17 protein-coding genes and 1 riboswitch are annotated in these 23,148 nt (G+C 71.7%); of the genes, 7 read left to right on the plus strand and 10 right to left on the minus strand.

The annotated features are described in order from the left end of the window. Nucleotides 1–5: 5 nt before the first annotated feature. On the minus strand, nt 6–257 hold the full coding sequence (locus AB5J49_RS29240) for a hypothetical protein (RefSeq protein WP_369171804.1): 252 nt from the start codon (nt 255–257) through the stop codon (nt 6–8). Next, entirely contained in the window at nt 244–1,677 is a 1,434-nt protein-coding gene (locus AB5J49_RS29245) for a PspC domain-containing protein (protein ID WP_369171806.1), read from the minus strand. The genes AB5J49_RS29240 and AB5J49_RS29245 overlap by 14 nt, the downstream gene beginning before the upstream one ends. A gap of 143 nt (nt 1,678–1,820) precedes the next feature. Here AB5J49_RS29245 and AB5J49_RS29250 point away from each other — a divergent pair, with 143 nt between their 5' ends. Both AB5J49_RS29250 and AB5J49_RS29255 read left to right on the plus strand, forming a co-directional pair. Next, nucleotides 1,821–3,146 (plus strand): PspC domain-containing protein, encoded by a 1,326-nt coding sequence (locus AB5J49_RS29250; RefSeq protein WP_369171807.1) that lies wholly within the window; start codon nt 1,821–1,823, stop codon nt 3,144–3,146. Next, nucleotides 3,143–3,862 (plus strand): LuxR C-terminal-related transcriptional regulator, encoded by a 720-nt coding sequence (locus AB5J49_RS29255; protein ID WP_369171808.1) that lies wholly within the window; start codon nt 3,143–3,145, stop codon nt 3,860–3,862. The genes AB5J49_RS29250 and AB5J49_RS29255 overlap by 4 nt, the downstream gene beginning before the upstream one ends. A 40-nt stretch (nt 3,863–3,902) precedes the next feature. Here the strand turns inward: AB5J49_RS29255 and AB5J49_RS29260 are convergent, their stop codons facing one another. Continuing rightward, on the minus strand, nt 3,903–4,973 hold the full coding sequence (locus tag AB5J49_RS29260) for an NlpC/P60 family protein (protein WP_369171809.1): 1,071 nt from the start codon (nt 4,971–4,973) through the stop codon (nt 3,903–3,905). Nucleotides 4,974–5,523: 550 nt separating this feature from the next. Between AB5J49_RS29260 and AB5J49_RS29265 the strand changes: the two genes are divergently transcribed. Continuing rightward, nucleotides 5,524–5,877 (plus strand): hypothetical protein, encoded by a 354-nt coding sequence (locus AB5J49_RS29265; RefSeq protein WP_369171810.1) that lies wholly within the window; start codon nt 5,524–5,526, stop codon nt 5,875–5,877. Here AB5J49_RS29265 and AB5J49_RS29270 read toward each other — a convergent pair. Together AB5J49_RS29270 and AB5J49_RS29275 are read right to left on the minus strand one after the other, a co-directional pair. Further along, on the minus strand, nt 5,855–6,847 hold the full coding sequence (locus AB5J49_RS29270; RefSeq protein WP_369171811.1) for a tellurite resistance/C4-dicarboxylate transporter family protein: 993 nt from the start codon (nt 6,845–6,847) through the stop codon (nt 5,855–5,857). The genes AB5J49_RS29265 and AB5J49_RS29270 overlap by 23 nt on opposite strands. A gap of 423 nt (nt 6,848–7,270) precedes the next feature. Next, nucleotides 7,271–8,437: an NlpC/P60 family protein gene (locus AB5J49_RS29275; protein WP_369171812.1), complete on the minus strand. Its 1,167-nt coding sequence runs from the start codon at nt 8,435–8,437 to the stop codon at nt 7,271–7,273. Nucleotides 8,438–8,445: 8 nt separating this feature from the next. Next, nucleotides 8,446–8,613, minus strand: a riboswitch (cyclic di-AMP (ydaO/yuaA leader). A 396-nt stretch (nt 8,614–9,009) separates the two neighbouring features. Between AB5J49_RS29275 and pcrA the strand changes: the two genes are divergently transcribed. Next, nucleotides 9,010–11,496, plus strand: coding sequence for a DNA helicase PcrA (gene pcrA, locus AB5J49_RS29280; protein WP_369171813.1), 2,487 nt, complete (start codon nt 9,010–9,012; stop codon nt 11,494–11,496). Between the two features lie 60 nt (nt 11,497–11,556). On the opposite strand, the gene AB5J49_RS29285 is transcribed toward pcrA, so the two are convergent. From AB5J49_RS29285 to AB5J49_RS29295, 3 genes are all read right to left on the minus strand, one after another. After that, nucleotides 11,557–13,035: a M23 family metallopeptidase gene (locus AB5J49_RS29285; RefSeq protein ID WP_369171814.1), complete on the minus strand. Its 1,479-nt coding sequence runs from the start codon at nt 13,033–13,035 to the stop codon at nt 11,557–11,559. A 305-nt stretch (nt 13,036–13,340) separates the two neighbouring features. Further along, entirely contained in the window at nt 13,341–14,201 is an 861-nt protein-coding gene (locus AB5J49_RS29290) for an esterase/lipase family protein (protein WP_369171816.1), read from the minus strand. Nucleotides 14,202–14,418: 217 nt separating this feature from the next. Further along, nucleotides 14,419–14,769, minus strand: coding sequence for a hypothetical protein (locus tag AB5J49_RS29295; RefSeq protein WP_369171817.1), 351 nt, complete (start codon nt 14,767–14,769; stop codon nt 14,419–14,421). A 79-nt stretch (nt 14,770–14,848) separates the two neighbouring features. On the opposite strand from AB5J49_RS29295, the gene AB5J49_RS29300 reads away from it, so the two are divergent. Beyond that, on the plus strand, nt 14,849–15,265 hold the full coding sequence (locus AB5J49_RS29300) for a cobalamin B12-binding domain-containing protein (protein WP_369171819.1): 417 nt from the start codon (nt 14,849–14,851) through the stop codon (nt 15,263–15,265). 83 nt (nt 15,266–15,348) lie between these two features. Here AB5J49_RS29300 and AB5J49_RS29305 read toward each other — a convergent pair whose 3' ends face one another. Together AB5J49_RS29305 and AB5J49_RS29310 are read right to left on the minus strand one after the other, a co-directional pair. Continuing rightward, on the minus strand, nt 15,349–17,025 hold the full coding sequence (locus AB5J49_RS29305; RefSeq protein WP_369171820.1) for a DUF5691 domain-containing protein: 1,677 nt from the start codon (nt 17,023–17,025) through the stop codon (nt 15,349–15,351). Between the two features lie 160 nt (nt 17,026–17,185). Further along, nucleotides 17,186–18,541 carry an SWIM zinc finger family protein gene (locus AB5J49_RS29310; RefSeq protein WP_369171822.1) on the minus strand — a complete coding sequence of 452 codons (1,356 nt, stop codon included), beginning with the start codon at nt 18,539–18,541 and terminating at the stop codon, nt 17,186–17,188. Nucleotides 18,542–18,707: 166 nt separating this feature from the next. On the opposite strand from AB5J49_RS29310, the gene AB5J49_RS29315 reads away from it, so the two are divergent. Beyond that, nucleotides 18,708–19,838, plus strand: a complete 1,131-nt coding sequence (locus tag AB5J49_RS29315) for an AAA family ATPase (RefSeq protein ID WP_369171824.1) — start codon at nt 18,708–18,710, stop codon at nt 19,836–19,838. 566 nt (nt 19,839–20,404) lie between these two features. After that, a complete protein-coding gene (locus AB5J49_RS29320; protein ID WP_369175299.1) occupies nt 20,405–23,110 on the plus strand; it encodes a DUF5682 family protein in 2,706 nt (901 codons plus the stop codon). Nucleotides 23,111–23,148: the final 38 nt, after the last annotated feature.

Raw genomic sequence — 23,148 nt, forward strand, 5'->3', positions numbered from 1 at the left:
GCGGGTCAGGGGTGCGCGTCGGTCTGGGGCTCCGGGGGAGTGGGGGTGGATTCACCGGGCGATCGGCGGCGTCTGCGTATCGCCCACGTCAGGACCGCTGCCGCGCCTGCCAGGCACAGGCCGCCCACGACCAGCGGGATCACCACGAACCACGGCGTCTCCCAGGCGCCGCCCGCGTCACCGGCGTAGATGATGCCCGCGAGGGTGAGGGCAGTGCCGGCGATCAGCCTGCCGGGCTGGAACTCATGACGTAGCACGGCTCACCTCCGCCTGTCCCACGCCGACGCTGAGGTCGAGGTCCAGCGTGCCCACACCCTTGGTGCCCGTGGCCGGTGTCAGGGTCAGCTCCTTGTGCTTGCCCGGTGCCACGTCCACGTCTTGCTCGTCGTCGCCCGGCAGCTGGATGTCTCCCACCCCCACGTCGATGCTCACCTCCACGGTCACGTCCTTGGGGACGATCACTTTGAGTCGGCCCACGCCCACGTCCGCTCTCGTCGTCACCGTCTGGTCCCCGGTGAGCTTCAACCGGGACAGGTCCACTGTGCCGACGCCGGTGCCGAGGTCGTACCGGGGCTGTACGTCCGCCACGGCCGCCGGTCGCCAGTTCCGCTCGATCCAGTGCGTGCCGATGTCCTTGGGTAGCGCGGCCGAGGCGGCCAGCAGGCCCGCTGTGACGACCGCCAGGAATATGGAGCCCGCTCCTGTGCGGCCCAGGAACGCGCTGACCGCTATGCCCAGGCCGAAGACGAGCAGCGCGCAGGACAGGCCGGTCTGCAGGCTGGTGCCGAGCGCGTGGTCCTCCCAGGTCGCGCTGGTGCCGAGGGCACCCGCGAGCAGGGCCAGCAGGAACACCCAGCCGCCGATCCAGCGGGGGCCGCGTGCCTTCGGCTGGTGGGGGCGTCGGGTGCGTATGTCCTGGCGGCTGTTCCAGGTGGTGCCGAGGCTGATGTTGACGGCCGCTGCGATGTCGCGGTCGCGGGAGTCGCGCGGGCCCCAGAGATAGCCCGTGCCGCCGTCGTGCGTGCCGTCCTTGACGATCGGGTCGCGCCACCAAGAGGGGTAGGCGGCGGGGACCGGTGGTGCCTGGGCCTCGGGTGGGGCGTCGGCGACGGCCTGGGCGGCGAGGGGATCCGGGTCGGGGGTGGTGCGGTGCCGCGACCAGTAGCCGGCGCCCGCGAGGAGGAGGGAGAGGACGACGCCGAAGGCCAGCACACCGCCGTTCTTCAGCAGCGTCAGGAACACGCCGCAGCCGACCAGCGCGAACAGCACTGCCGTCAGCGCCTGGCCGTCCACACGGCCGGTCAGCAGCTTGCGCACCTCGTTCTGGTCCTCGTCGTCGTACGGGACGAAGAGCCAGGCGAAGCCGTAGAAGATCAGGCCGATGCCGCCGGTCGCGGAGAGCACGGCGAGGGTGATCCGGAAGATCACCGGGTCCATGTCGCACTGCCGCCCGAGCCCGGCGCACACCCCGGCCAGCATCTTGTACCGTCGGTCACGCCGGAACTTGCGCGGCGGGCCGAGCGCACCCGCTTCGGCGGACACCCCTGCTTCTGCGCCCGCGTGCGCGCGCGGTTCCGCACCCGCGGCGCTCGCGGGTGCCGGGCCGGACGGGGTGCCCGTGGTGGGCACGGCGTCCGGCTCGGGCACGGAGTCCGCGGCGGGCTGGTGATCTGTCATGTGTCCATGGTGACGGGCGGATCGGCTTGGCGGGAGTCGGAATGACCCTGGCCGGACCCTGATATCGGTCCCTGAGGGCGGTCTGGGGAAGTGTTCGACGCGACGGGGTTCGAAGATCAGGGGAGTCTCGGGGGTCGACCCTGATGCCCTGCTGCTCCGGCCGTGTGAACATCGATGGCATGCCGGAAGCCGCAGCAGCGCCACTCCTCGGACCGCGGCCGCCGCGCAAGCTCTACCGCAGCAGCGACGGACGCTGGCTCGGGGGCGTGGCGCGGGGGCTCGCCGGGCATCTCGGCCTGCCTGTCATCTGGGTGCGGCTCGTCTTCGTCGGCCTGTTCATGGCGGACGGCCTCGGCGCGCTGCTGTATGCCGCGTTCTGGTTCTTCGTACCGCTCGGCGTCGGCGGCGTCGGCGCGCAGCGGCCCTCTCCCTTCACCACCGAGACCGCGGCCGACGGTCGCCGCAGACTCGTCGCCCGCAAGCCGGACAAGGGGCAGATCGTCGCGCTGCTCCTCATGGTCGTGGTGGCGATGGTCTTCGTCGGCAGCGTGGACCTGGGAAACGGCGCCAAGGCCTACCTCCTGCCCGCCGTACTCGTCGGCGCGGGTGTCGCCCTGGTCTGGCGACAGGCGGACAACGCGCGGCGGGCCCGCTGGATGGAGGCCGGCCGGCGTCGGCGCACGCTCACCCTGCTGCGCGCCGCGGGCGGTGTCGTCCTGGTCACGGCCGGCGTCTCCGGCATCTTCGTCCTGCAGGGCTCCGCCGATCACCTCGGCTCCGTCCTGCAGGCGGCACTGGCGGTCCTCGTCGGTATAACGCTCCTTGCGGGCCCGTACCTGGTCCGGATGACCCAGGACCTCTCCGAGGAACGTCTGATGCGCATCCGCGCACAGGAGCGCGCCGAGGTCGCCGCGCACGTCCACGACTCGGTGCTGCACACCCTGACCCTGATCCAGCGCAACGCGGAGAACGCGAACGAGGTCCGTCGCCTCGCCCGCGCCCAGGAGCGCGACCTGCGCACCTGGCTCTACAAACCCGAGGGCACCGGCAAGGACGAGGCCGACGAACCCGCCAACCTCGCCGACGCGGTCCGGCGCAACGCGGCGGAGGTGGAGGACAAGCACGGCGTCCCGATAGAGGTCGTGGTCGTCGGAGACTGCCCGCTCGACGAGAAAATCGGCGCACAGATGCAGGCCGCGCGCGAGGCGATGGTGAACGCCGCGAAGTACGGTGGCGAGGGCGGCGCCGTGCAGGTCTACGCCGAGGTGGAGGGGAAGACCGTCTTTGTGTCCGTCCGGGACCGCGGTCCGGGCTTCGACCTCGACTCGATACCCGCCGACCGCATGGGCGTCAGAGAATCGATCATCGGCCGCATGGAGCGCAACGGCGGTACGGCCCGGCTGAGGGCGGTACCCGGCGGCGGTACGGAGGTCGAGCTGGAGATGGAGAGGGCGGAGAAGACGTCATGAGCGACCCGACCGAGGCCAACGAGCCTGTGGAGTCGACCGGCGGGAGCGCGGGCGAGCGGCACGTGCGCGTGGTCCTCGTCGACGACCACCGCATGTTCCGTACCGGAGTCCAGGCCGAGATAGGCCGCACCGAGCAGACCGGCGTCGAGGTCGTCGGCGAGGCCGCGGACGTCGACCAGGCGGTCACGGTCATCACCGCGACCCGTCCCGAGGTCGTCCTCCTCGACGTGCACCTCCCCGGTGGCGGCGGCGTCGAAGTCCTGCGCCGCTGCGCCCCGTTGATGGCGGCCGCCGAGCAGCCCGTCCGCTTCCTCGCGCTGTCCGTCTCGGACGCGGCGGAGGACGTGATCGGGGTGATCCGGGGTGGTGCGCGCGGCTACGTGACGAAGACGATCACCGGCACCGATCTGGTCGACTCCGTCTTCCGGGTACAGGAGGGCGACGCGGTCTTCTCGCCGCGCCTTGCCGGGTTCGTGCTGGATGCCTTTGCGTCGACGGACGCGCCGCCGGTCGACGAGGACCTCGACCGGCTGACCCAGCGCGAGCGGGAGGTGTTGCGGCTGATCGCGCGGGGCTACGCGTACAAGGAGATCGCCAAGCAGCTGTTCATCTCGGTCAAGACGGTCGAGTCTCATGTGTCGGCGGTGCTGAGGAAGCTCCAGTTGTCCAACCGGCATGAGCTGACGAGGTGGGCGACGGCACGGCGCCTGGTGTGAGCCCGGCCCCGGGCCGGCGTTCCCGGCCCGGCTCGCTCGCTCACACGATCCGAGTGGCCCCCGCGAACGGCATCTCGTCGAGCGGGGCCACCCGGACCGGTGCCGACGGGTTCGGGGCGTGGATCATCTGGCCGTTGCCGATGTAGAGACCCACGTGGCTGATGCCGGAGTAGAAGAACACCAGGTCGCCCGGGAGCAGTTCGGCGCGCGAGACACGGCGGCCGGCGTCGATCTGGGCGTAGGTCGTGCGGGGCAGGGAGATGCCGGCCGAGCGGTAGGCGGCCTGGGTGAGGCCGGAGCAGTCGAAGGCGTCCGGACCGGTCGCGCCCCAGACGTAGGGGCTGCCGAGTTTGGTTTGCGCGTATGAAATGGCGGCCGCGGCACGGGAGTTGGGGGCCTGCGCCGTGGCGGCGCCGGAGGGCGTCAGGGCGTCGCGTGTGCCCGTCGAGGAGCGTGCGGCGCGGTCCGTGGCGCCTGTGCCCGCCCCGAGCCGGGCCCGCTCCTCGGCGGTCAGTCGGGCGAGCAGGCCGCGGGCCGCGTCCAGCTTGCCGGTGATCGTGTTCTTGTGCCGTCGCAGTTCTGCCCGGCGGGACTGCAGCGAGGTCAGTTCGACGCGTGCGGCTCCGCGCAGCTGCTCGATCTCGCGCAGTTGCTCGCGGACGCTCGCGACGGACGCCGCCTGCCGGTTGCCGGCGCGTTCGGCGAACTCCGCTCCGTCGAGGTACCGGTCGGGGTCGTCGGAGAGCGCGAGCTGGAGGGACGGGTCGACGCCGCCGTCGCGGTACTGCGCCGCGGCCATCGAACCCAGCGCTTCCCGCGCCGAGTTGAGCTTCTCCGTCTTGCGTGCGGCCTCGTCTTGCAGTGTCCTGATCCGCCGCTCGGCGGCGTCCGCCTTCTCCTTCGCGCCGTTGTACTTCTCGGTGGCGACCTCCGCCTCCTGGTACAGCTTGTCCACCTTGGCCTTGACCTGCTCCGGTGTCAGCTGCGGCTCGGCGTGTCCGGTCCCGTCGAACCCCGTCGCCGTCGCCGCGCCCGCCAGGGCGATCGTCCATGCCGTGCGGGCCGTGTTGCCGCCGACCGAGCGCTGACGGGGCTTGCGGTGCGCTGCCACGTGGACTGCACGTCCTTTCGTACAACCGCCTACGACCGCCTACGACCGCCTCGTCCCGTACGGGCGCCTGGGGAAGCGGCCGTGGGACGCCCGGGGGCGGGGTACGCGTCCGGCGACGGCCCACACAGGGGGAGCGAGCCGCCGCCGGACTTTCTCGGCGGTGGTGGCCGACTGCCGCCCCTGGCCCGGGCGGCGGTGGGGAGCCGGTCACCTGGTGGAGGACGCTAAACCTCGCTGTGTCGGGTCGGTAACGCCTTGTGCGGAAGTGCCGGGAGCGGATCGCGAGATGACCGTAAGTGAGCGTGATCCCGGGGCGGGGACGTCGTGTTCACGCAGTGTGCTGACCGATGTGGCGTTTTCAGGCGTCGCGGGGGTGGCGGGGTGCTATGGGCCGCATATATGCAAGCGCGGTAGGGGGGTGAGGGTCGGGAGGAGGGGGAGGAGCGGGAGGGGATGGGGTCGGTAGGAGTGGGATCGGTACGGGGTGGGTGGAGTGCGTTGAGTGGGGCGGTGTCGGGTGGTTGTTCGGCGCTCATTAGGCTCCGGCTCCATGGACGTACTCATCCACCTCTTCGTCGGCCTGCACATCATCGGTATCGCCGCGCTGCTCGGTGGTTTCTTCACCCAGATGAAGGCGATGGGCCAGGGCACCGCCCGGTTCGTCCCCGCGATGCTGCACGGCGCGCTGACCATGCTGGTCACCGGGGTGATCCTCGTCGGCCTCAATCAGGCGGACGACCAGTCCGTGAACAACATCAAGATCGGTGTGAAGCTGGCGCTGCTGATCGTGATCCTCGGACTCGTCTATGTGAAGCGGGACGACGAGACGGTGGACAAGAGTCTGTTCGGGGTGGTGGGGCTGCTGACCACGGCGAACATCTTCATCGCTGTGTTGTGGACGTGATGTCGGACCCGTGTCCGGTGTAGGCCCGTAGCGCGCCTGCGGTGACCGCCAGCCAGGCCGCCACCGCGATCCACAGCAGTACCTCGCCGGGGGTCTTGAGCCACGGGACGTCTACGGCGGCGGCGACGGAGAGTGTCGCCGAGGCGGTCATTCCCAACGGGAACACGGTTGCCCAGCGGCATACGTCATAGCGCAGCCGTGGCCATGCGACCTCGGCGATGAGCAGGGCGGCGTACCAGGCCAGGTCGAGTACGAGCAGGGCTACGGTCACCGTGCGCAGGGCGCTGCTGTCGTCGTCGTTCCAGAGGTACAGGCGGGCGCTGTCGGCGGCGATGAGCTTCGAACCGGCGAGGGCGGAGATGGCGAGGGCGCCGCCCGCCACCCAGTGGTCGCCGGGGCCGTGGGCCACTTGCCGTAGGTCGAAGCGGGTCAGCGCGACGACGTAGAGCAGCAGGCCGAGCCAGAACAGTACGAGCGCCGTGTGGGCGAGCCATGCCGTGGCCTCGGACGCGGCGAGTGTCGCGCCCAGGAGGGCCAGGCCCTGTGTGGCCACGCAGCCCAGGAACACCGCGCCGGGCATGCGGCGGTGCCAGTGGCGTACGACGGCGATGAGGAGGCCCGGCCAGAGCAGGGCCGCCAGGGCCAGGGCGGCCTCGGCGAGGGGCTGCCAGCCGAGGGCGGTGAAACGGGTGCCCAGAACGGTCGTCGCGGCGATGGCCGTCAGAGCGGCCGGGGTCGCTGCCTCTTTCACCCACCTGTCGCGGTCCCACAGAAGCCGTGCGAGGAAGTCGAGGGCCAGGGCCAGCCAGGCTGCGCAGGCCAGGGCGAGGGCGATCCGGGACAGGGTTTCGTAGCCCGTCTGGTGCAGGGCCACCGACAGGATGCCGGTTGCCATGACGGCGGCACCGGCTGCGGGGGGACGTTGCGACCACCAGGTGTGGAGGGGGGAGGTGGGGGTGGGGGTGGGCATGGGGCCGATGCTAGGGAGCGGGGGTGGGCTGCCAGGGGGCACGCGCGCGGGTGGGGTGAAATACCCGCGCGTTGCCTCCGGCGGTTGGGCCGGGGTGGGTGTGGCGGCCTGCGGGGGCTGGGTGGGGGTGCGCGTTGATGCCTGCGGCGGCCTGTGCGGTTGGGTGGGGGTTCGCGTAGCGCCTGCGGGTGGGTGGTGGGTCGGGGCCGTGCCGGGGGGTGTCCGTCCTCGGTCGGGCGGTTGCTGTCGGGCTGGAGGCGCCGTGTCTTGACGCCCGCCGCTGCGGGCGGACACCCCCCGGCACGGCCCCTTGCCGCCGTACGCGGGTGCGGCGCCGCGGGGGTGCGCCCGCGTACGGCAGGTAACTCACGCGGCGCCACGCGCGCGGGCCGGAAACGAGGCCACGCGCGCGTGGGGAGAGGGTCAGGCCGGGCGGACCACGCTGTGGATCGACGACTCGCCGTCGTAGTAGATCGACTCCTCGCGGACGTACGCGCCGGGCTTGGGGGCGTGGATCATCATGCCGTTGCCGATGTAGATGCCCACGTGGGTGACGTCGTCGTAGAAGAAGACCAGGTCGCCGGGCTGGGCGCTGGAGAGGGAGACCGTGGTGCCGGCGTTGACCTGGTCGTAGGTGACACGGGGGATGTCGACGCCCGCGGCCTTCCAGGCGGCCTGGGTGAGGCCGGAGCAGTCGTAGGAGTCGGGGCCGGTGGCGCCCCAGACATACGGCTTGCCTATCTGGGAGCGGGCGAAGGCGAGGACCTTCTCGGCCTTGGTGGCGTACGAGGAGTCCGACGCGGACGAGTCCGAGGTGCTCGAGTCGGACGAGGACTCGCTGCTCTCCTGCTGCTGGGCCGCCTCCTGGCGCTCGGCCTCGGCCGCTGCTTGTTGCCGGGCCAGTTCCGCCGCCTTGCGCGCGGCCTCCTCCTGCTTGCGCTTCTCGATCGCTGCGAGGCGGGCCTTCTCCTCCGCCGTGAGCTTCGAGAGGAGTTCGCGTGCGTCGGAGAGCTTCTGCTGGACGGTGGTCTTGGCGGTCTGCAGGTCGTTCTGCGACTCGGTGAGCGTCTGGAGGCTCTGGGTGGCCTCCTGGCGCTTCTTCATCGTCGTGGACTGCTGCGTGAAGTAGTCGTCGACCGCTTCCTTCTGACGACCGGTCATACGGTCCATCAGCTGGGTCTGGTCGAAGTAGTCCTGCGGGGTGTCCGCGAGGAGGAAGGTCGCCGTGTCGGGGGCGGCGGCGCCGGTGCGGTACTGGGCGGCGGCGTTGCGACCGAGTTCCTCGCGCGCGTCGTTGAGCTTCTGGGTGCGCTGGGCGACGTCGTCGAGGAGGGTGTCGACGCGCTTGCGCTGCTTCGCGGTCTTCTCCTTGGCCGCGTTGTACTTCTCGGTCGCCGACTCCGCCTGGCGGTAGAGGTCGTCGACCTTCTTCTCGACCTCTTCGAGGCTCGGCTTGTCGTCTGCCGAGGGGCTCGCGTTGGCCGTCTGGGACAGCAGGGCCACGGAGGTGAGGGCCGCCGTGGCGAGGGCGGGGGTCCGTATGCCTGCTACGCGCGTACCAGCGGGACGCGACTTGCGGTGCGACGCCAAGGGAGGCGACTCCTTCCGTACTCCGCCTACCGAGTTAGCTGTCGGGTTCGGGCGGGTGGTTCGGAAGGGTTGCCCTACGGCCTGCCCCTGGGCGGGGTCGGCCGATTCACCCCAAAGTTCGGTGGGTCCCCGGCTCCGGCAGCGCGGCGGCGTACCGGACTCGGCGGAGGCCGTGCGGCCCGGCGACGTTCGCCGGTGGGGGTCGTACGGCCTGTCCGGCACGGTAGCCAACTCGTGTGGCCCCTGTGAAGGTTGATGTTCGATATGCCCGATACATTTTCGTGACCTTGAGTCAGGACGTTGGGGACGGGGGTGGATGGGGGCGGGTACGTAGAGATGTGGCGCTGTTTCGGGTGAGGTGTTGGCTTTTAGTCGCATTGGGTCGATGGTGGGTGGTTAGGTCCTCGGCGGGAAGTGCGGCTTCGGGCGGATTGCGGACCGTGACGGGATGGGCGTGGAGGGTGAGAAGGTGCCGGAGTGGCCGGGGTCTGGAAGATCGTCTGGTTCTGGAACCGGCGATGTTCTCGGGGTGGCCGCGGGCTGTCAGTGGGGCGCCCTAGACTCGGAGAGCGATGAGCAGCCTCTTTGACGACAGCTTCCTGGCGGACCTCCAGGCCCCACGGGCCCACGGGGAAGAACCCCCGCCACCACCCGAGGACGATCACTCTCCGGAGTCGGTTCCGGACGATCTGTTCGGCGGGAAGTTCGACGTGCCCCCGGACCGGGACGACTACTACCGTGACGGCGCCCCGCGCCCGCCCATCGACGCCGCCGCGCTGCTGGAGGGGCTGAACGAGAACCAGCGTGCGGCCGTCGTCCATGCCGGCGGCCCGCTGCTCATCGTGGCCGGCGCCGGGTCCGGCAAGACGCGGGTGCTCACCCACCGCATCGCCCATCTGCTGGCCGAGCGGAATGTGCATCCGGGGCAGATCCTCGCGATCACCTTCACCAACAAAGCCGCGGGCGAGATGAAGGAGCGCGTCGAGCAGCTCGTCGGCCCGCGCGCGAACGCGATGTGGGTGATGACCTTCCACAGCGCGTGCGTCCGCATCCTGCGCAGAGAGAGCAAGAAGCTCGGGTTCACGTCGTCCTTCTCGATCTACGACGCCGCCGACAGCAAGCGGCTGATGGCGCTCGTCTGCCGGGACCTGGACCTCGACCCGAAGAAGTTCCCGCCCAAGTCCTTCAGCGCCAAGATCAGCAATCTGAAGAACGAGCTGATCGACGAGGAGGACTTCGCCGCCCAGGCGGCCGACGGCTTCGAGAAGACCCTCGCCCAGGCCTACGCCATGTACCAGTCGCGGTTGCGGGAGGCCAACGCCCTCGACTTCGACGACCTGATCATGACGACGGTCAACCTGCTGCGGGCCTTCCCGGACGTCGCCGAGCACTACCGCCGTCGCTTCCGCCATGTGCTGGTGGACGAGTACCAGGACACCAACCACGCGCAGTACGCGCTGGTGCGCGAGCTCGTCGGGACCGGTGAGCACCCGGTCGACGTCCCGCCCGGCGAGGACGACATCCCGCCCGCCGAGCTGTGTGTGGTGGGTGACGCCGACCAGTCGATCTACGCATTCCGGGGCGCCACCATCCGCAACATCCTCCAGTTCGAGGAGGACTACCCGGACGCGACGACCATCCTGCTGGAGCAGAACTACCGCTCCACCCAGACGATCCTGACCGCAGCCAACGCGGTCATCGAGCGCAACGAGTCCCGCCGCCCCAAGAACCTGTGGACCAACGCGGGCGCGGGCGCGCGCATCACCGGCTATGTCGCCGACACCGAGCACGACGAGGCGCAGTTCGTCGCCGACGAGATAGACCGACTGACGGACGCGGACGACGCGAAGGCCGGCGACGTCGCCGTCTTCTACCGTACGAACGCCCAGTCCCGTGTCTTCGAAGAGGTCTTCATCCGCGTCGGCCTGCCCTACAAGGTCGTCGGTGGGGTTCGGTTCTACGAGCGCAAGGAGGTCCGGGACGTCCTGGCCTACCTGCGGGTGCTGGCCAACCCGGAGGACTCGGTGCCGATGCGCCGGATCCTGAACGTCCCCAAGCGGGGCATCGGCGAGCGCGCCGAGGCGATGATCGACGCCCTGTCCCAGCGCGAGAAGATCAGCTTCGCGCAGGCCCTCAAGCGCGTCGACGAGGCGTACGGCATGGCCGCGCGCTCGACCAACGCCGTCAAGCGGTTCAACACGCTGATGGAGGAGCTCCGTACGATCGTCGAGTCCGGCGCGGGACCGGCGACCGTCCTGGAAGCGGTGCTCGAACGCACCGGCTATCTCGCCGAGTTGCAGGCATCCACCGACCCGCAGGACGAGACCCGCATCGAGAACCTCCAGGAACTCGCGGCCGTGGCCCTGGAGTTCGAGCAGGAGTCGGGTGAGGGCGAGGCCTCCGGCGGGCTCGCGGCGTTCCTGGAGCGGGTTGCCCTCGTCGCCGACTCCGACCAGATCCCGGACGAGGAGGAGGACGGCTCCGGCGTCATCACCCTGATGACCCTGCACACCGCCAAGGGCCTGGAGTTCCCGGTCGTCTTCCTCACCGGCATGGAGGACGGCGTCTTCCCGCACATGCGCGCCCTCGGCCAGGCCAAGGAGCTGGAGGAGGAGCGGCGGCTGGCTTACGTCGGCATCACGCGCGCACGTGAGCGGCTGTATCTGACGCGGTCGTCGATGCGCAGCGCGTGGGGGCAGCCGTCGTACAACCCGCCGTCCCGCTTCCTGGAGGAGATCCCGGCGCAGCACGTGGACTGGAAGCGCACGGGCGCGTCCGCGCCGGTCTCCTCCGGCCCGGCGTCCGGTGTGGCCGCCTCGCTGTCCTCGTCCCGCTCGCGCTCCGCGGCCTCGGGCGCGTCCGGTTTCGCCACGCGCCGTACCTCGGAGAAGCCGGTCGTCCAACTGGCGGTCGGGGACCGGGTCACGCACGACCAGTTCGGGCTCGGCACCGTGATGGCGGTCAAGGGCACGGGCGCGAACGCCGAGGCGACGATCGACTTCGGGGAGAGCAAGCCGAAGCGGCTGCTGTTGCGGTACGCGCCGGTGGAGAAGCTCTAGCACCGACAAGTGTGCGCCCCCGCTGCAGGGCGGGGGCGCACCACGAAGTTGTCGGCCCGCTTACGTCGGGTTGATCCCGTGGCTGCGCAGCCAGGGAAGCGGGTCTATGGCCGAGCCGCCACCCGGCCGTACCTCGAAGTGCAGGTGCGGGCCCGTCGAGTTGCCGGAATTGCCGGAGTACGCGATCGGGTCGCCGGCCTTCACCGTCGTACCGGAGGCGACACGGTAGCTGGAGAGGTGGCAGTACCACGTCTCCGTGCCGTCCTTCGCGGTCACGATCATCATGTTGCCGTAGGCACTGTTCCACTGCGTGCGGACGGTGCCGTCGGTCGCGGACATCACCGTCGTGCCGTACGAGACGGGGAAGTCGATGCCGGTGTGCACGGACATCCAGTTGATGCCGGCCTGGCCGAAGTAGGCGCTCAGGCCGTGCTGGGCCACCGGAAGGGCGAACTTGGGGCGCATCCGCTCCTTGCGGGCCGCCTCCTCCGCCGCCTTCCTCTTCTCGGCCGCCTGCTGGGCCTTGAGGTCGATGCGCTCCTGCGTACGGCTGGCCCGGTCGGCGAAGTCGTCGGCGCCGGCGGAGAGGCTCTCGAGCTGGGTGTCCAGCTTGTTGTTCGCGGTGGACGGCTTCACGGCCTCGCCGTCCGAGGCCGTCGTCACCGCGTCCTTGTCGTCGGTCGTCAGGCCGCCGACGGAGGCGGCGGCGATTCCCGCGACGCCCATCACACACGCCGAGGGCACGGCGATCGTCAGCAGCGCGGAGCGCTTGGGGGGCGGACGGCGGCGGGAGCGTGCCCCGTTGCGGGAGGCGGCGCGCGAGGACGGGGCCGGAGTGGACTCCTCCTGGCCGTCGAGGAGCGGGGCCGCGGCGGGAATCTCGCCGGTGGCGCTCAACTCGGCGTCGCCGTAGGAGGTGGAGTCGTCGTACGGCGTGGGGGCGTCGTGCTCGATCTGCTCGAAGAGCGCGGTCCCCTCGTGATCGAAGGATTCTGCTGACTGCTCGTACTCGTCGGCTGCCTGCGTGCCGACGCCGTCGGAGTTCCACTGTGTGGCGTCGTACGCGCCGGTGTCGAAGGTCTGCGTGCCCCATTCCCACTGCTGGGTCTGGTCGGCCGGGGCGCCGGACTGGTCGGGCTGGAGCCAGGTGCTCGCGTCCCAATGGCCGGAGGTGTCGTGGCCGGTGGCCTGCTGCGGGACGAAGGCGAGCCGCTCATGCTCGGCCGTCCAGGCCGTGGTGTCGTACGCGCCGGTGTCGTAGGCGGCGTGGTGCTGGGCCGCGTAGGCGTCGTAGTTCACGGTGTGGTGGTTGCCCGTGGACCACTGCGTGGTGTCGTACGTGCCCGTGTTCTCGCCGGGGAGGCTGCCGAACAGGGGGTCCGCGTCGAAGGTCGGGGCTGCGTGGGCGTGATCGGCGGCGCCGAACTGGGTGGCGTCGTAGGTGCCGTAGCTGGTGGAGTCACCGTAGTGGGCTTCCTGGGCGCCGTACGACGCGTAGTGCGCCGAGGCGGCATCGGAAGCCGTGGTCGAGGAGGTCATGGTCCCCGACGGGTGACGATCGTTCACCAACTTCTCTCTCGCCTCGACAACAGGGGCTGCCAGAGCAGTGCGGCGACTGTACCCGGCGGTACGCGGGCACGACAATCTTCGGCAGGTTTCGCGCGCGAAGGAAACGGGCATTCGGCCGTGTTTTGGCGGACTGCGGGCGCGAGTTTGGCCTTGTGTTCGAAGATTGTTCGATGTCGATCGGCTGTCCTGGGGCTGTGTGCCGAGTGTGAGTCAGGTGTTGGGGGCTGCTGTCGAGGGCTGCCGTCGGGGTGTCGCGGGAGCTGTTGAGGGGGCGGTCACGCCACTGTCAGGCCGTCGGCCTGTGCGGCGGCTTCGGTTCCTGTCCGTGCGGTGTCGAGGGCCTGCCGTATCCCGGTCGCCACGGCGGGGTGCACCGGCAGGGCGAGGTGGCCGATGCCGGTCACGCGGACGTTCTGCGCCAGCAGGTCCGGGTGGTCGATGCAGGCCGTCTCCAGCGGGTCCATCAGGTGGTCGAGGTCGCTCCAGAAGCTCACGAAGTGGGTACGGCAGCCAGGTGCGGGCCTGGCCAGTTCCTCGAGGACCGGTGAGCCGGGGCGCATCTGACGCACGATGGGATGTGCGTTCGCCAGTGGGACGACACGGGTGCCGGAGTGCGGCGTGCCGAGCGTGACGAGCGTACGGACCCTGAGGTCGCCGCCGAGACACTGCACGTAGTAGCGCGCTATCAGCCCGCCGAGGCTGTGCCCGACGATGTCGACCTGCCTGCTGCCGGTGCGCTCGCAGATCCCCTCTATATGCCGGCCGAGCAGTTCGGCGGCGGTGCGGATGTCACAGGTCAGAGGGGAGTAGTTGAGCGACTCGACCTGGTGCCTGCCGTGCTGGGCGAGGCTGCGGCGCAGCAGGACGAAGACCGAGCGGTTGTCTATGAAGCCGTGCAGCAGGACGACGGGAGGTTTGGTCTCCGTCGGCAGTTGGGCGGTGTCCTGTGCGGGGAGGGCGGGGGTGGCCCGGCGTTCCTGGGTGATGCCGGAGGGATACAGGAGCAGGTGCCCGGCGAGGATCGCGAACTCCAGCGCGGTCGCCTTCAGCAGGGCCAGGGAGAGGCCGGCGATTCCGCTCGGGAGCAGGCGCCGGCAGAGCGGAAGAAAGGGGAGTGCTGCCCCGGTGACCTTCATGGCCGACCTCCTTGCGGCACGCGGGAGGACGGCTCCGGCCCCCGTGTGCCCTCGTGGGAAGTCGCGGCGGAGGTGACCGGCGGGGCATGAGGAGGGCGCGTGGGGTGTGCGAGGCGCGTGGCGTGAGCCAGTTCTGTCGGCCATGGTGCGCCGATGAGCCGGCGGGGCTCACTGCCGGTGTGGCGACGAGCCTGCCCGCTGTCGTGCCTTACCTGCCCTACGTGCCCTTCGTGCGACCGTCGATGCGTCGCACCGCCACGGCACGCGGCCTGCGGCGCGGTGGTGCGGCGACCTCTTTGCGGCTCCCGTTGCGCGTGGTTCCGTTGCGACGCTTGTACCGCAGGCTGCTGCGGCCCGTGTGCCGCAGAGATCTGGAACGGTGCGCGGCGAACGTGTCCCACCGTGTGATTTCCCCCTCGGTCTGCACCGCGAAACTGCCGGTTGCGGGATGCTGGAGATAACGTTCGTTCACTACTTCGGGCAGCGTGGCCCGGGGCGTCCGTGCCGTGGTGGCGCGTCCGATGCGGTGAGCAGCGGAAAAGTGCAATACGCGCACCATGTATGACATGTGCCGCCTGTGCGGCATAACCCATATATGGGCGGTACCTGTCGGTACGGATGGATGTAGTCGCTTCATGGAGGCAGTGATGGGTGTGGCAGCCGGTCCGATCCGCGTGGTGGTGGCCAAGCCGGGACTCGACGGCCACGATCGGGGGGCCAAGGTCATCGCGCGGGCGCTGCGCGACGCCGGTATGGAGGTCATCTACACCGGACTTCACCAGACACCCGAGCAGATCGTCGATACCGCGATCCAGGAGGACGCCGACGCGATCGGCCTGTCCATCCTCTCCGGCGCCCACAACACCCTCTTCGCCGCCGTGATCGAACTCCTCAAGGAGCGCGAAGCGGAGGACATCCTGGTCTTCGGCGGCGGGATCATCCCCGAGGCGGACATCGCCCCGCTGAAGGAGAAGGGCGTCGCGGAGATCTTCACGCCCGGGGCCACGACGCAGGCGATCGTGGACTGGGTGCGGGCGAACGTACATCAGCCGGCGGGGGCATAGCCGCTGCGCTCGGCCGGAGCCGAGCACCTGGGACAGGCCGTGGGCAGGAGCCTGGGGTGCGGGCCGGAGTCCGACCGGAGGCCTCAGGGCGCCTGCGCCCCCAGCTCCTCGGTCATCGCCGCCCGCAGCCGCAACGTCGTGACCAGCCGTTGGAACGCCTCCGCCCAGTACCCCCCGGCCCCCGGCGACGCGTCCTCCGACTCGTCCGGCACCGCCTGCAGACCGTCGAGGCGGCTTGCCTCGGCCGGGTCGAGGCAGCGCTCGGCCAGGCCCATCACCCCACTGAAACTCCATGGATAACTCCCCCCGTCCCGCGCGATGTTGAGCGCGTCGACCACTGCCCGCCCGAGCGGCGGAGCCCACGGCACCGCACACACCCCGAGCAGCTGAAACGCCTCAGACAGACCGTGCGTCGCGATGAACCCGGCGACCCACTCGGCCCGCTCGGCGGTGCCCAGCGTGGCGAGGAGCTTCGCCCGCTCGGCCAAGGACACCGCTCCCGGACCGCCGGCCTCGGGAGCCGAGGGTGACCCGAGCAGCGCCCTCGCCCACTGGCCGTCCCGCTGCCGTACCGCCGCCCGGCACCACGCCGCGTGCAACTCGCCCTGCCAGTCGTCCGCCACCGGCAGCGCCACGATCTCCTGAGGCGTACGTCCCCCAAGCCGCCCCGACCACGTGCTGAGCGGTGCCGCCTCCACCAACTGGCCGAACCACCACGACCGTTCACCCCGTCCGGCCGGAGCTGTGGCCACGACCCCGTCGCGCTCCATTCCCGCGTCGCACTCGTGCGGCGCCTCGACACTGATCGCCGGCGTCTCCCGGTCGTGGTCCAGCGCCACGCACGTCGCGGCGCGTACCGCCATTCGCGCGGCGAGCGCCGAACCCGGCAGCGCGGAGAGCAGCTCGGCGGCCGTCGCCCGGACATTGCGACTCCGGTCGGTCAGCGCCTGCTCCAGGAACGGCTCGTCCTGCGGGCCCAGTCCGGTCCGCAGCGAGTCGAGGAACATCAGCCGGTCCTCGGCCCGCTCCGTCGCCCACGTCATGGTCAGCAGCTCGCGGGCGGCGGCGGGCTCACGCGTGCGTATCGCGGAGAGAAGCGCGACGCGCTCGGCGAACAGCCCCTCCTGCCACAGCTGTTGGATCCTGGCCGAGTCCTCGAGGTGTGGCAGCGCCGCGCCCCCGCCGGGTGCCGCACGCAGGGCGAACCGCCAGTCCGGGTTCAGCCGGGCCAGCCACACCGCCCGCGGGCCCGCGAACGTCAGAGCCGCCGGCCGTAGATCCGTACGCCCCCGCGCCGCGTCCAGCAGCGCGGGCAGCGACTGAGGGGGCGGTGCGAGACCGCGGTCGTTCGCCGTCGCGAGCCACTGGGGCAGCAGCTCCATGAGGTCCGGTGCCGTGCCTCTGCGGCCGCCGCCCGCCGCGCCGGGACGGTCGGCCAGCAACATCGCCAGCCTGCGGGCCGCCGCCGGGGGCAGCAGCGGTCGCGGGTCCTCGGGGGCCGGCTGCGGACGCTGCGCCGCTCGCGCCGGCCGCAGTCCCGCCCGCCGCCGTACGGTCTCCGCGGCCGCCGCGTCCAGCAGCACCGTCGGCGCCTCCCGGCCCGGCGGGCAGCCCGGGGGTGTACGCCGGTCCGTGCCGAGCAGCGCCGCCGTGACGAGCTCCTCCCAGGCGCTGGGCGGGGGCGAGGTCGCGGGACCCGACGCGGGCGAATCCACGGGACCCGGCGCGGGCGAACCCACTGGAGCGGAGGGCCTGTTCATGTGGTTCCTTCCTCTCTTTCTGCGTGCTGGGTGCCGTGATCGTGGAGGGGGCAAGGCTCACCTGTATGGCAGCGGAGGGCGCGCGTCGCGCAGTCCGTCGCAGGGGCAGTGCGAGTCGCGTGGGCGGTGCGCGAGGCGCGGCGAGTGCGCGACGCACCGCTCAGCACAGCTGCACCGCTTCTCCCGTCCCCTCCGGCCAGGCCGTCAAAGGGGCGAAGCCACGGTGGCCGCACTCGCCGAACACCTTGAGCGGTGCGCCACCCGACAGCGCGACCAGACGCCAGAGGCCCGGGCGGGCGCGGGCGGCGGGGGTGAGCGGTAGTGCCGTGTCCGCGTCGGCGTCCGCCAGCTGCCACGAGTCGCCGTCCGGGGCCGGTACGACCCGGTCCAGGGTCACCGGGACGGAGTCCAGCCACGGATCGTCGCGGAGCGCCTCGCCGTAACGGGCGGTTGCCTCCGCCGTCGTCACTCCTGGCGGCCGTATCGGTGCGGGCGCGGGCGCAGCGAACCGCCCGCCCAGGGCCGCCCGTAGCTGCCCGGCGCCCGGGTACGGCGACACCTCCGCCTCCAGGGTCAGCCCCACCGGCAGCGCCAGCTCCGGGGCACGGCCGGCGGCGCCGTAGGAGAGGAGCAGCGCGGTGCGGCCCGAGTCGGCGCCGTACAGCCATATCCGGCGCGTCGTCAGTTTGGTGTCCGCCGTGTCGTACTGGGCGAGGACCAGCCAGCGGTCCCGCACCGGCGGGCCGTCCGCGGAGGCGGGCAGGCCGATGCGGGAGCGCACCGTGTCCGCCAGGCCGTCGGGCAGCCGCTCGCGGCGCAGCCAGCCCTGGTCGAGGAGGTGCACAAGGGCGCACTCCTCCAACAGGCGCACCGGCCAGCCCGGACCGGACGCCGGGATCGCCCCCAGGTCCCTCACCCGCGCGGCCAGCCCGGGGGCCTGGGCGTCGACCATGCGGGCCGCCGTCTCCTCCCACGGTCCGTACCCCGCCTGTTCGGCGCCGGCCAGACCAGTGCGCAGCAGGTCCGTCAGGCGCTGCTCCAGCTCCATCGCGCCCGCGGTGACCCGCCCGGCCCGGCGCTCCGCCCTGCGCCGCGCCGCCTCCGGATCAGCGGACCCGGACGAGGAATCGGACGCGCCCGCCGCTCGCTTGTCCTCCGCGCGCTGCCTTCTCCCCTTTATCCACTGCTCCGCCCAGTCCGGCGGCTGCCCCGGCGACACCGCACCTTCCCCGCCCGCCCAGAGCAGCAGCAGCCCGAGCGCGTGCTTGCACGGGAACTTCCGGCTCGGGCAACTGCACTTGTACGCGGGCCCGGCCGCGTCCGCGATGTCGATGACCGTCTGATACGGCCTGCTGCCACTGCCCTTGCACAGCCCCCACACCGTCCCCTCGTCGGTACTCCCCGCCTCGGACCACGGCCCTGCCGCGCCGAGTTTGCTTCCCGCTTTGCGTGACGCGGCGTCAGGCGCCAGTGCCAGCACCTGGTCCGCGGTCCAGCGCACCCCCTGCTGAGTCATGCCATCGAAGGTAGATCCCACCACTGACAATCGGTCGGGGCAGACGTCCGGCGAGCGGCCTTCCGGGCGCGTTTGTGCAGGTCGGAACGCATTGTCAGTGGCGTGGTGCAACGTGGATGCCAGATCCGAAACGGCTGAACCGGCCGAGCTGGAGGGGGACTTTGCCATGCCTGTGTCCGTAGCACCGACGTCCGTCGAAGCGGGGGAGACGGAACCGGCCGAGGCGTTGCGTCCGCACGCCGAGGATGCCTTCGCCCATGAACTCGCCGCGCTGTCCGCGCAGGACGACCGTCCGCGCCCGGCCCGCTGGAAGCTGTCGCCGTGGGCGGTGGCCACGTATCTGCTCGGCGGCACGCTGGCGGACGGCACGGTGATCACGCCGAAGTACGTGGGCCCGCGCCGCCTCGTCGAGGTCGCCGTCACCACGCTCGCCACCGATCGCGCCCTGCTCCTGCTCGGCGTGCCCGGCACCGCCAAGACCTGGGTCTCCGAGCACCTGGCCGCGGCGGTCAGCGGCGACTCGACGCTGCTCGTGCAGGGCACGGCCGGCACGCCGGAGGAGGCCATCCGCTACGGCTGGAACTACGCGCGGCTGCTCGCGCACGGGCCGAGCCGTGACGCCCTCGTGCCGAGCCCCGTCATGCGGGCCATGGCGGAGGGGATGACCGCGCGCGTCGAGGAGCTGACCCGTATTCCAGCCGACGTGCAGGACTCGCTGATCACGATCCTGTCGGAGAAGACGCTGCCGATACCGGAGTTGGGGCAGGAGGTGCAGGCGGTCCGCGGTTTCAACCTCATCGCCACGGCCAATGACCGCGACCGAGGCGTCAACGACCTCTCCAGCGCTCTGCGCCGCCGCTTCAACACGGTCGTGCTGCCGCTGCCGGAGAGTGTCGAGGCCGAGGTGGACATCGTCTCCCGCCGCGTCGACCAGATCGGCCGTTCCCTCGATCTGCCGGCCGCACCCGACGGCATCGACGAGATCCGCCGAGTCGTGACCGTCTTCCGCGAGCTGCGCGAGGGGGTGACGTCGGACGGCCGTACGAAGCTGAAGTCGCCGAGCGGCACGTTGTCGACGGCCGAGGCGATCTCCGTCGTCACCAACGGGCTGGCGCTGGCCGCCCACTTCGGCGATGGCGTGCTGCGATCCGGCGACGTGGCCGCGGGCATCCTCGGCGCCGTCGTCCGCGATCCGGCGGCCGACCGGACCATCTGGCAGGAGTACCTGGAGGCGGTCGTGCGTGAGCGGGACGGATGGATGGACTTCTACCGGGCGTGCCGGGAAGTGAGTGCGTGAACGACGACCTTGGGTGGGGCCGTCCTGGCGGCGGGTCAAAGGCGGGCGGGTCGGCGCCGGGCGGGTCGGTGGCGGGGGATCCATGGCCGGGGTTGGCCATGGTGGGGCCGACGTGGTGCGGCCGGGCGGACGAGGCCGAGTGGGCGGCCCGTGAGGGGCGTCGGCGGCGGTCCGGCCGGGGTCGCTCGGGGGCCTGATGCGGGGTGGCTCGGAGGACGTCATGTGGGCAGCTCGGAGGCGGTGGTGTGGGGCGGATCAGGGCGCGTGGTGCGGGGCGTGGCCGGGAGGGGGCCGAGCGGTGCACGCGGTGGTTGCGGTGGTTGCGGGGCGAGTGGGTGTGCGGCGGCGCGGTGATGGCGGTTCTGTGACCGGTCGGCACTGAGAGGTCGGGAGGGCGTCCGGTGAGGACATGTGATGGCAGCGGAGGCGAGGGGGACGGTGTGACAGGCGTTGACGAGGTGGGGAGCGGGGGCTTGGAGGCGGGCACCGACCGGGCGGGCGGCGTGCCGGCGGAGTGCTCGGACACCTCGGCTGCACCCGCCCCGGCGTCGAAACCGCCGGGACCGCTGCTGCTCGGCGTGCGGCACCACGGGCCGGGGTCGGCGCGGGCCGTGCGGGCGGCGCTGGACGCGGCCCGGCCGCGGGTCGTGCTGATCGAGGGTCCGCCGGAGGCGGATGCCCTGATCCCGCTCGCCGCCGACGAGGACATGCGACCGCCGGTCGCGCTCCTCGCGCATGCCGTGGACGAGCCGGGCCGCTCGGCCTTCTGGCCGCTGGCCGAGTTCTCCCCGGAGTGGGTCGCGATCCGCTGGGCCCTGGAGCACCAGGTCCCGGCCCGCTTCATCGACCTGCCGGCCACGCACACGTTGGCGTGGGGCAGGCAGGACGAGGCCGCGCTCGACGTGGGGGTCGGCGGCGGGCGGGAGGCGGAGCCGGGGAGCGACGCTCAGCCGGGAACCGACGGGGGTGGCCATGCTGGGACCGACGGTGGCGGCCAGGAGAGCGGGGCGGCTGACGCCGACGGGGCGGGGGGCGGGGGTGACCCCCGTGCCGATGTCCGGGTCGATCCCCTCGCCGTGCTCGCCGACGCCGCCGGTTACGACGATCCCGAGCGGTGGTGGGAGGACGTCGTCGAGCACCGGGGAGTGGGGGACGGGGACGCGTTCGCACCGTTCCTCGGGCTCGAGGAGGCCATGGGGGCGTTGCGGGAGGTGCATGGGAGCGGGGGGCATGAGAGGGATCTCGTGCGGGAGGCGTATATGCGCCTCCAAGTGCGCGCTGCGCAGCGGGAGTTCGGGGACGAGGTGGCCGTGGTGTGCGGGGCGTGGCACGTGCCCGCGCTGCGGCGGAGGAGCAGCGTGGCTGCCGACAAGGCGCTGCTGAAGGGGTTGCCCAAGGTCAAGGCCGACATGACGTGGGTGCCGTGGACGTATCGCCGGTTGGCTCGGGTCAGCGGGTACGGGGCGGGGATCGACTCGCCGGGGTGGTACGGGCATCTCTTCGGTGCGCCGGACCGGCCGGTCGAGCGGTGGATGACCAAGGTGGCCGGGCTGCTGCGGGACGAGGACCGGATCGTGTCCTCGGCGCACGTCATCGAGGCGGTGCGGCTGGCGGAGACGCTCGCGGCGATGCGAGGGCGCCCGTTGGCGGGGCTGAGCGAGACGACCGACGCGGTGCGGGCGGTGATGTGTGAGGGCTCGGATGTGCCGTTGGCGCTGGTGCACGACCGGCTCGTCGTGGGGGACCTGCTGGGGGAGGTGCCGCAGTCGGCGCCGGCGGTGCCGTTGCAACGGGACCTCGACCGGATCCAGCGTCGGCTGCGGCTCAAACCGGAGGCGCTGGAGCGGGAGTTGGAGCTCGACCTGCGCAAGGAGAACGACGCCGAGCGCAGCAGGCTGCTGCACCGGCTGCGGCTGCTCGGCGTGGAGTGGGGAGAGCCGGTCGCGTCGCGGGGCAGCACGGGGACGTTCCGGGAGACGTGGCGGCTGCGGTGGGAGCCGGAGCTGTCTGTGCGGGTCGCGGAGGCCGGGGTGTGGGGGACCACCGTGTTCTCCGCGGCGACCGCCAAGGCGGAGGCGGACGCCGTCGCCGCACAGGACCTGGCCGACGTCACCGCACTCGCGGAGCGCTGTCTGCTGGCCGAACTGCCGGACGCGCTGCCCGCGGTGATGCGGATCCTCGCCGACCGGGCCGCCCTCGACGCGGATGTCGGCCATCTCGCCCAGGCCCTGCCCGCACTGGTCCGTTCCCTGCGCTACGGCGATGTGCGCGGCACGGACACCGGAGCGCTCACGGAGGTCGCCGCGGGGCTTGCCGAGCGCATCTTCGTCGGCCTGCCCCCTGCCTGTACCGCCCTGGACGCGGACGCGGCCGAGGAGATGCGGCGCCATGTGGACGCGGTGCACGGGGCGGTGGGGTTGCTGGGCGACGTGGTGGCTTCCGGGCAGGTCGCAGCGAGCGAGGCGTCCGCGGCGGGCCGGGGCACGTCGGGTGAGGTATCGGCATCGGACCGGGGCGCCCAAAGCGAGGCCGCCGTTGCGGGACACGGCACCCAAGGGGAGGGCGACGCCCCGTCAGACCGCGGTACTCCGTCAGGGGATGGCGCCCAAGGCGAGAGCGGCACCCCTTCAGGGCACGGCGCCCAAGGCCACGGCGGCATCCCCGGCACCGCGCCGGTGCTTGGCCACGGCGGCTTGCGCAAGCGTTGGCACAGGGTGCTTCGGGTGCTGTCCGGGCGGGACGTCGTGCCCGGCGTCATCCGCGGTCGCACTGTACGACTGCTACTGGACGACGGGGAGTTGGCGCAGGACGAGGCGGCGCGGCTGATGGGGCTCGCGTTGTCGCCGGGGACGCCGCCGGGGGACGCGGCCGCGTGGATCGAGGGGTTCGTCGGTGGCGGTTCCGGTGGCGGGATGCTGCTCGTCCATGACGAGCGGCTGCTCGGGTTGGTCGATGCGTGGCTGACGGGGGTGCCCGCGGAGGCGTTCACGGATGTGCTGCCGCTGCTGAGGCGGACGTTCTCGGCGTATGAGCCGGGAGTGCGGCGGACCTTGGGCGAGCTGGTTCGGCGGGGGCCGGGGGAGCGGGGCGGTGCGGGGGCCGGAGGCTCCGGCATACCCGGCTTCGCCGCCGAGCTCGACCTGGAGCGGGCGGATGCCGTGTTGCCGGTGGTGCGGTTGCTGCTGGGGCTGGACCAGGTGGAAGAGGACGTCGAGAACGAGCGTGGCGAGAACGGCATCGGCGAGAACGACCTTGTGGGGGCGACGGGATGACGACTGACGGTGTGACGGAGTCGAGGGAGCGGGCCGGA

It is taken from the genome of Streptomyces sp. R28 (assembly GCF_041052385.1).
Taxonomy (GTDB): Bacteria; Actinomycetota; Actinomycetes; order Streptomycetales; family Streptomycetaceae; genus Streptomyces.

Excerpts from the sequence above, each read along its gene's own strand:
- AB5J49_RS29295 (WP_369171817.1), bottom strand. The coding sequence starts at position 14,769 with ATGTCATACATGGTGCGCGTATTGCACTTTTCCGCTGCTCACCGCATC.
- AB5J49_RS29315 (WP_369171824.1), top strand. The coding sequence starts at position 18,708 with ATGCCTGTGTCCGTAGCACCGACGTCCGTCGAAGCGGGGGAGACGGAA.
- AB5J49_RS29305 (WP_369171820.1), bottom strand. The coding sequence starts at position 17,025 with ATGAACAGGCCCTCCGCTCCAGTGGGTTCGCCCGCGCCGGGTCCCGTG.
- AB5J49_RS29290 (WP_369171816.1), bottom strand. The coding sequence starts at position 14,201 with ATGAAGGTCACCGGGGCAGCACTCCCCTTTCTTCCGCTCTGCCGGCGC.
- pcrA (WP_369171813.1), top strand. The coding sequence starts at position 9,010 with ATGAGCAGCCTCTTTGACGACAGCTTCCTGGCGGACCTCCAGGCCCCA.
- AB5J49_RS29285 (WP_369171814.1), bottom strand. The coding sequence starts at position 13,035 with ATGACCTCCTCGACCACGGCTTCCGATGCCGCCTCGGCGCACTACGCG.
- AB5J49_RS29300 (WP_369171819.1), top strand. The coding sequence starts at position 14,849 with ATGGGTGTGGCAGCCGGTCCGATCCGCGTGGTGGTGGCCAAGCCGGGA.
- AB5J49_RS29270 (WP_369171811.1), bottom strand. The coding sequence starts at position 6,847 with ATGCCCACCCCCACCCCCACCTCCCCCCTCCACACCTGGTGGTCGCAA.
- AB5J49_RS29265 (WP_369171810.1), top strand. The coding sequence starts at position 5,524 with ATGGACGTACTCATCCACCTCTTCGTCGGCCTGCACATCATCGGTATC.
- AB5J49_RS29245 (WP_369171806.1), bottom strand. The coding sequence starts at position 1,677 with ATGACAGATCACCAGCCCGCCGCGGACTCCGTGCCCGAGCCGGACGCC.
- AB5J49_RS29310 (WP_369171822.1), bottom strand. The coding sequence starts at position 18,541 with ATGACTCAGCAGGGGGTGCGCTGGACCGCGGACCAGGTGCTGGCACTG.
- AB5J49_RS29250 (WP_369171807.1), top strand. The coding sequence starts at position 1,821 with ATGCCCTGCTGCTCCGGCCGTGTGAACATCGATGGCATGCCGGAAGCC.
- AB5J49_RS29255 (WP_369171808.1), top strand. The coding sequence starts at position 3,143 with ATGAGCGACCCGACCGAGGCCAACGAGCCTGTGGAGTCGACCGGCGGG.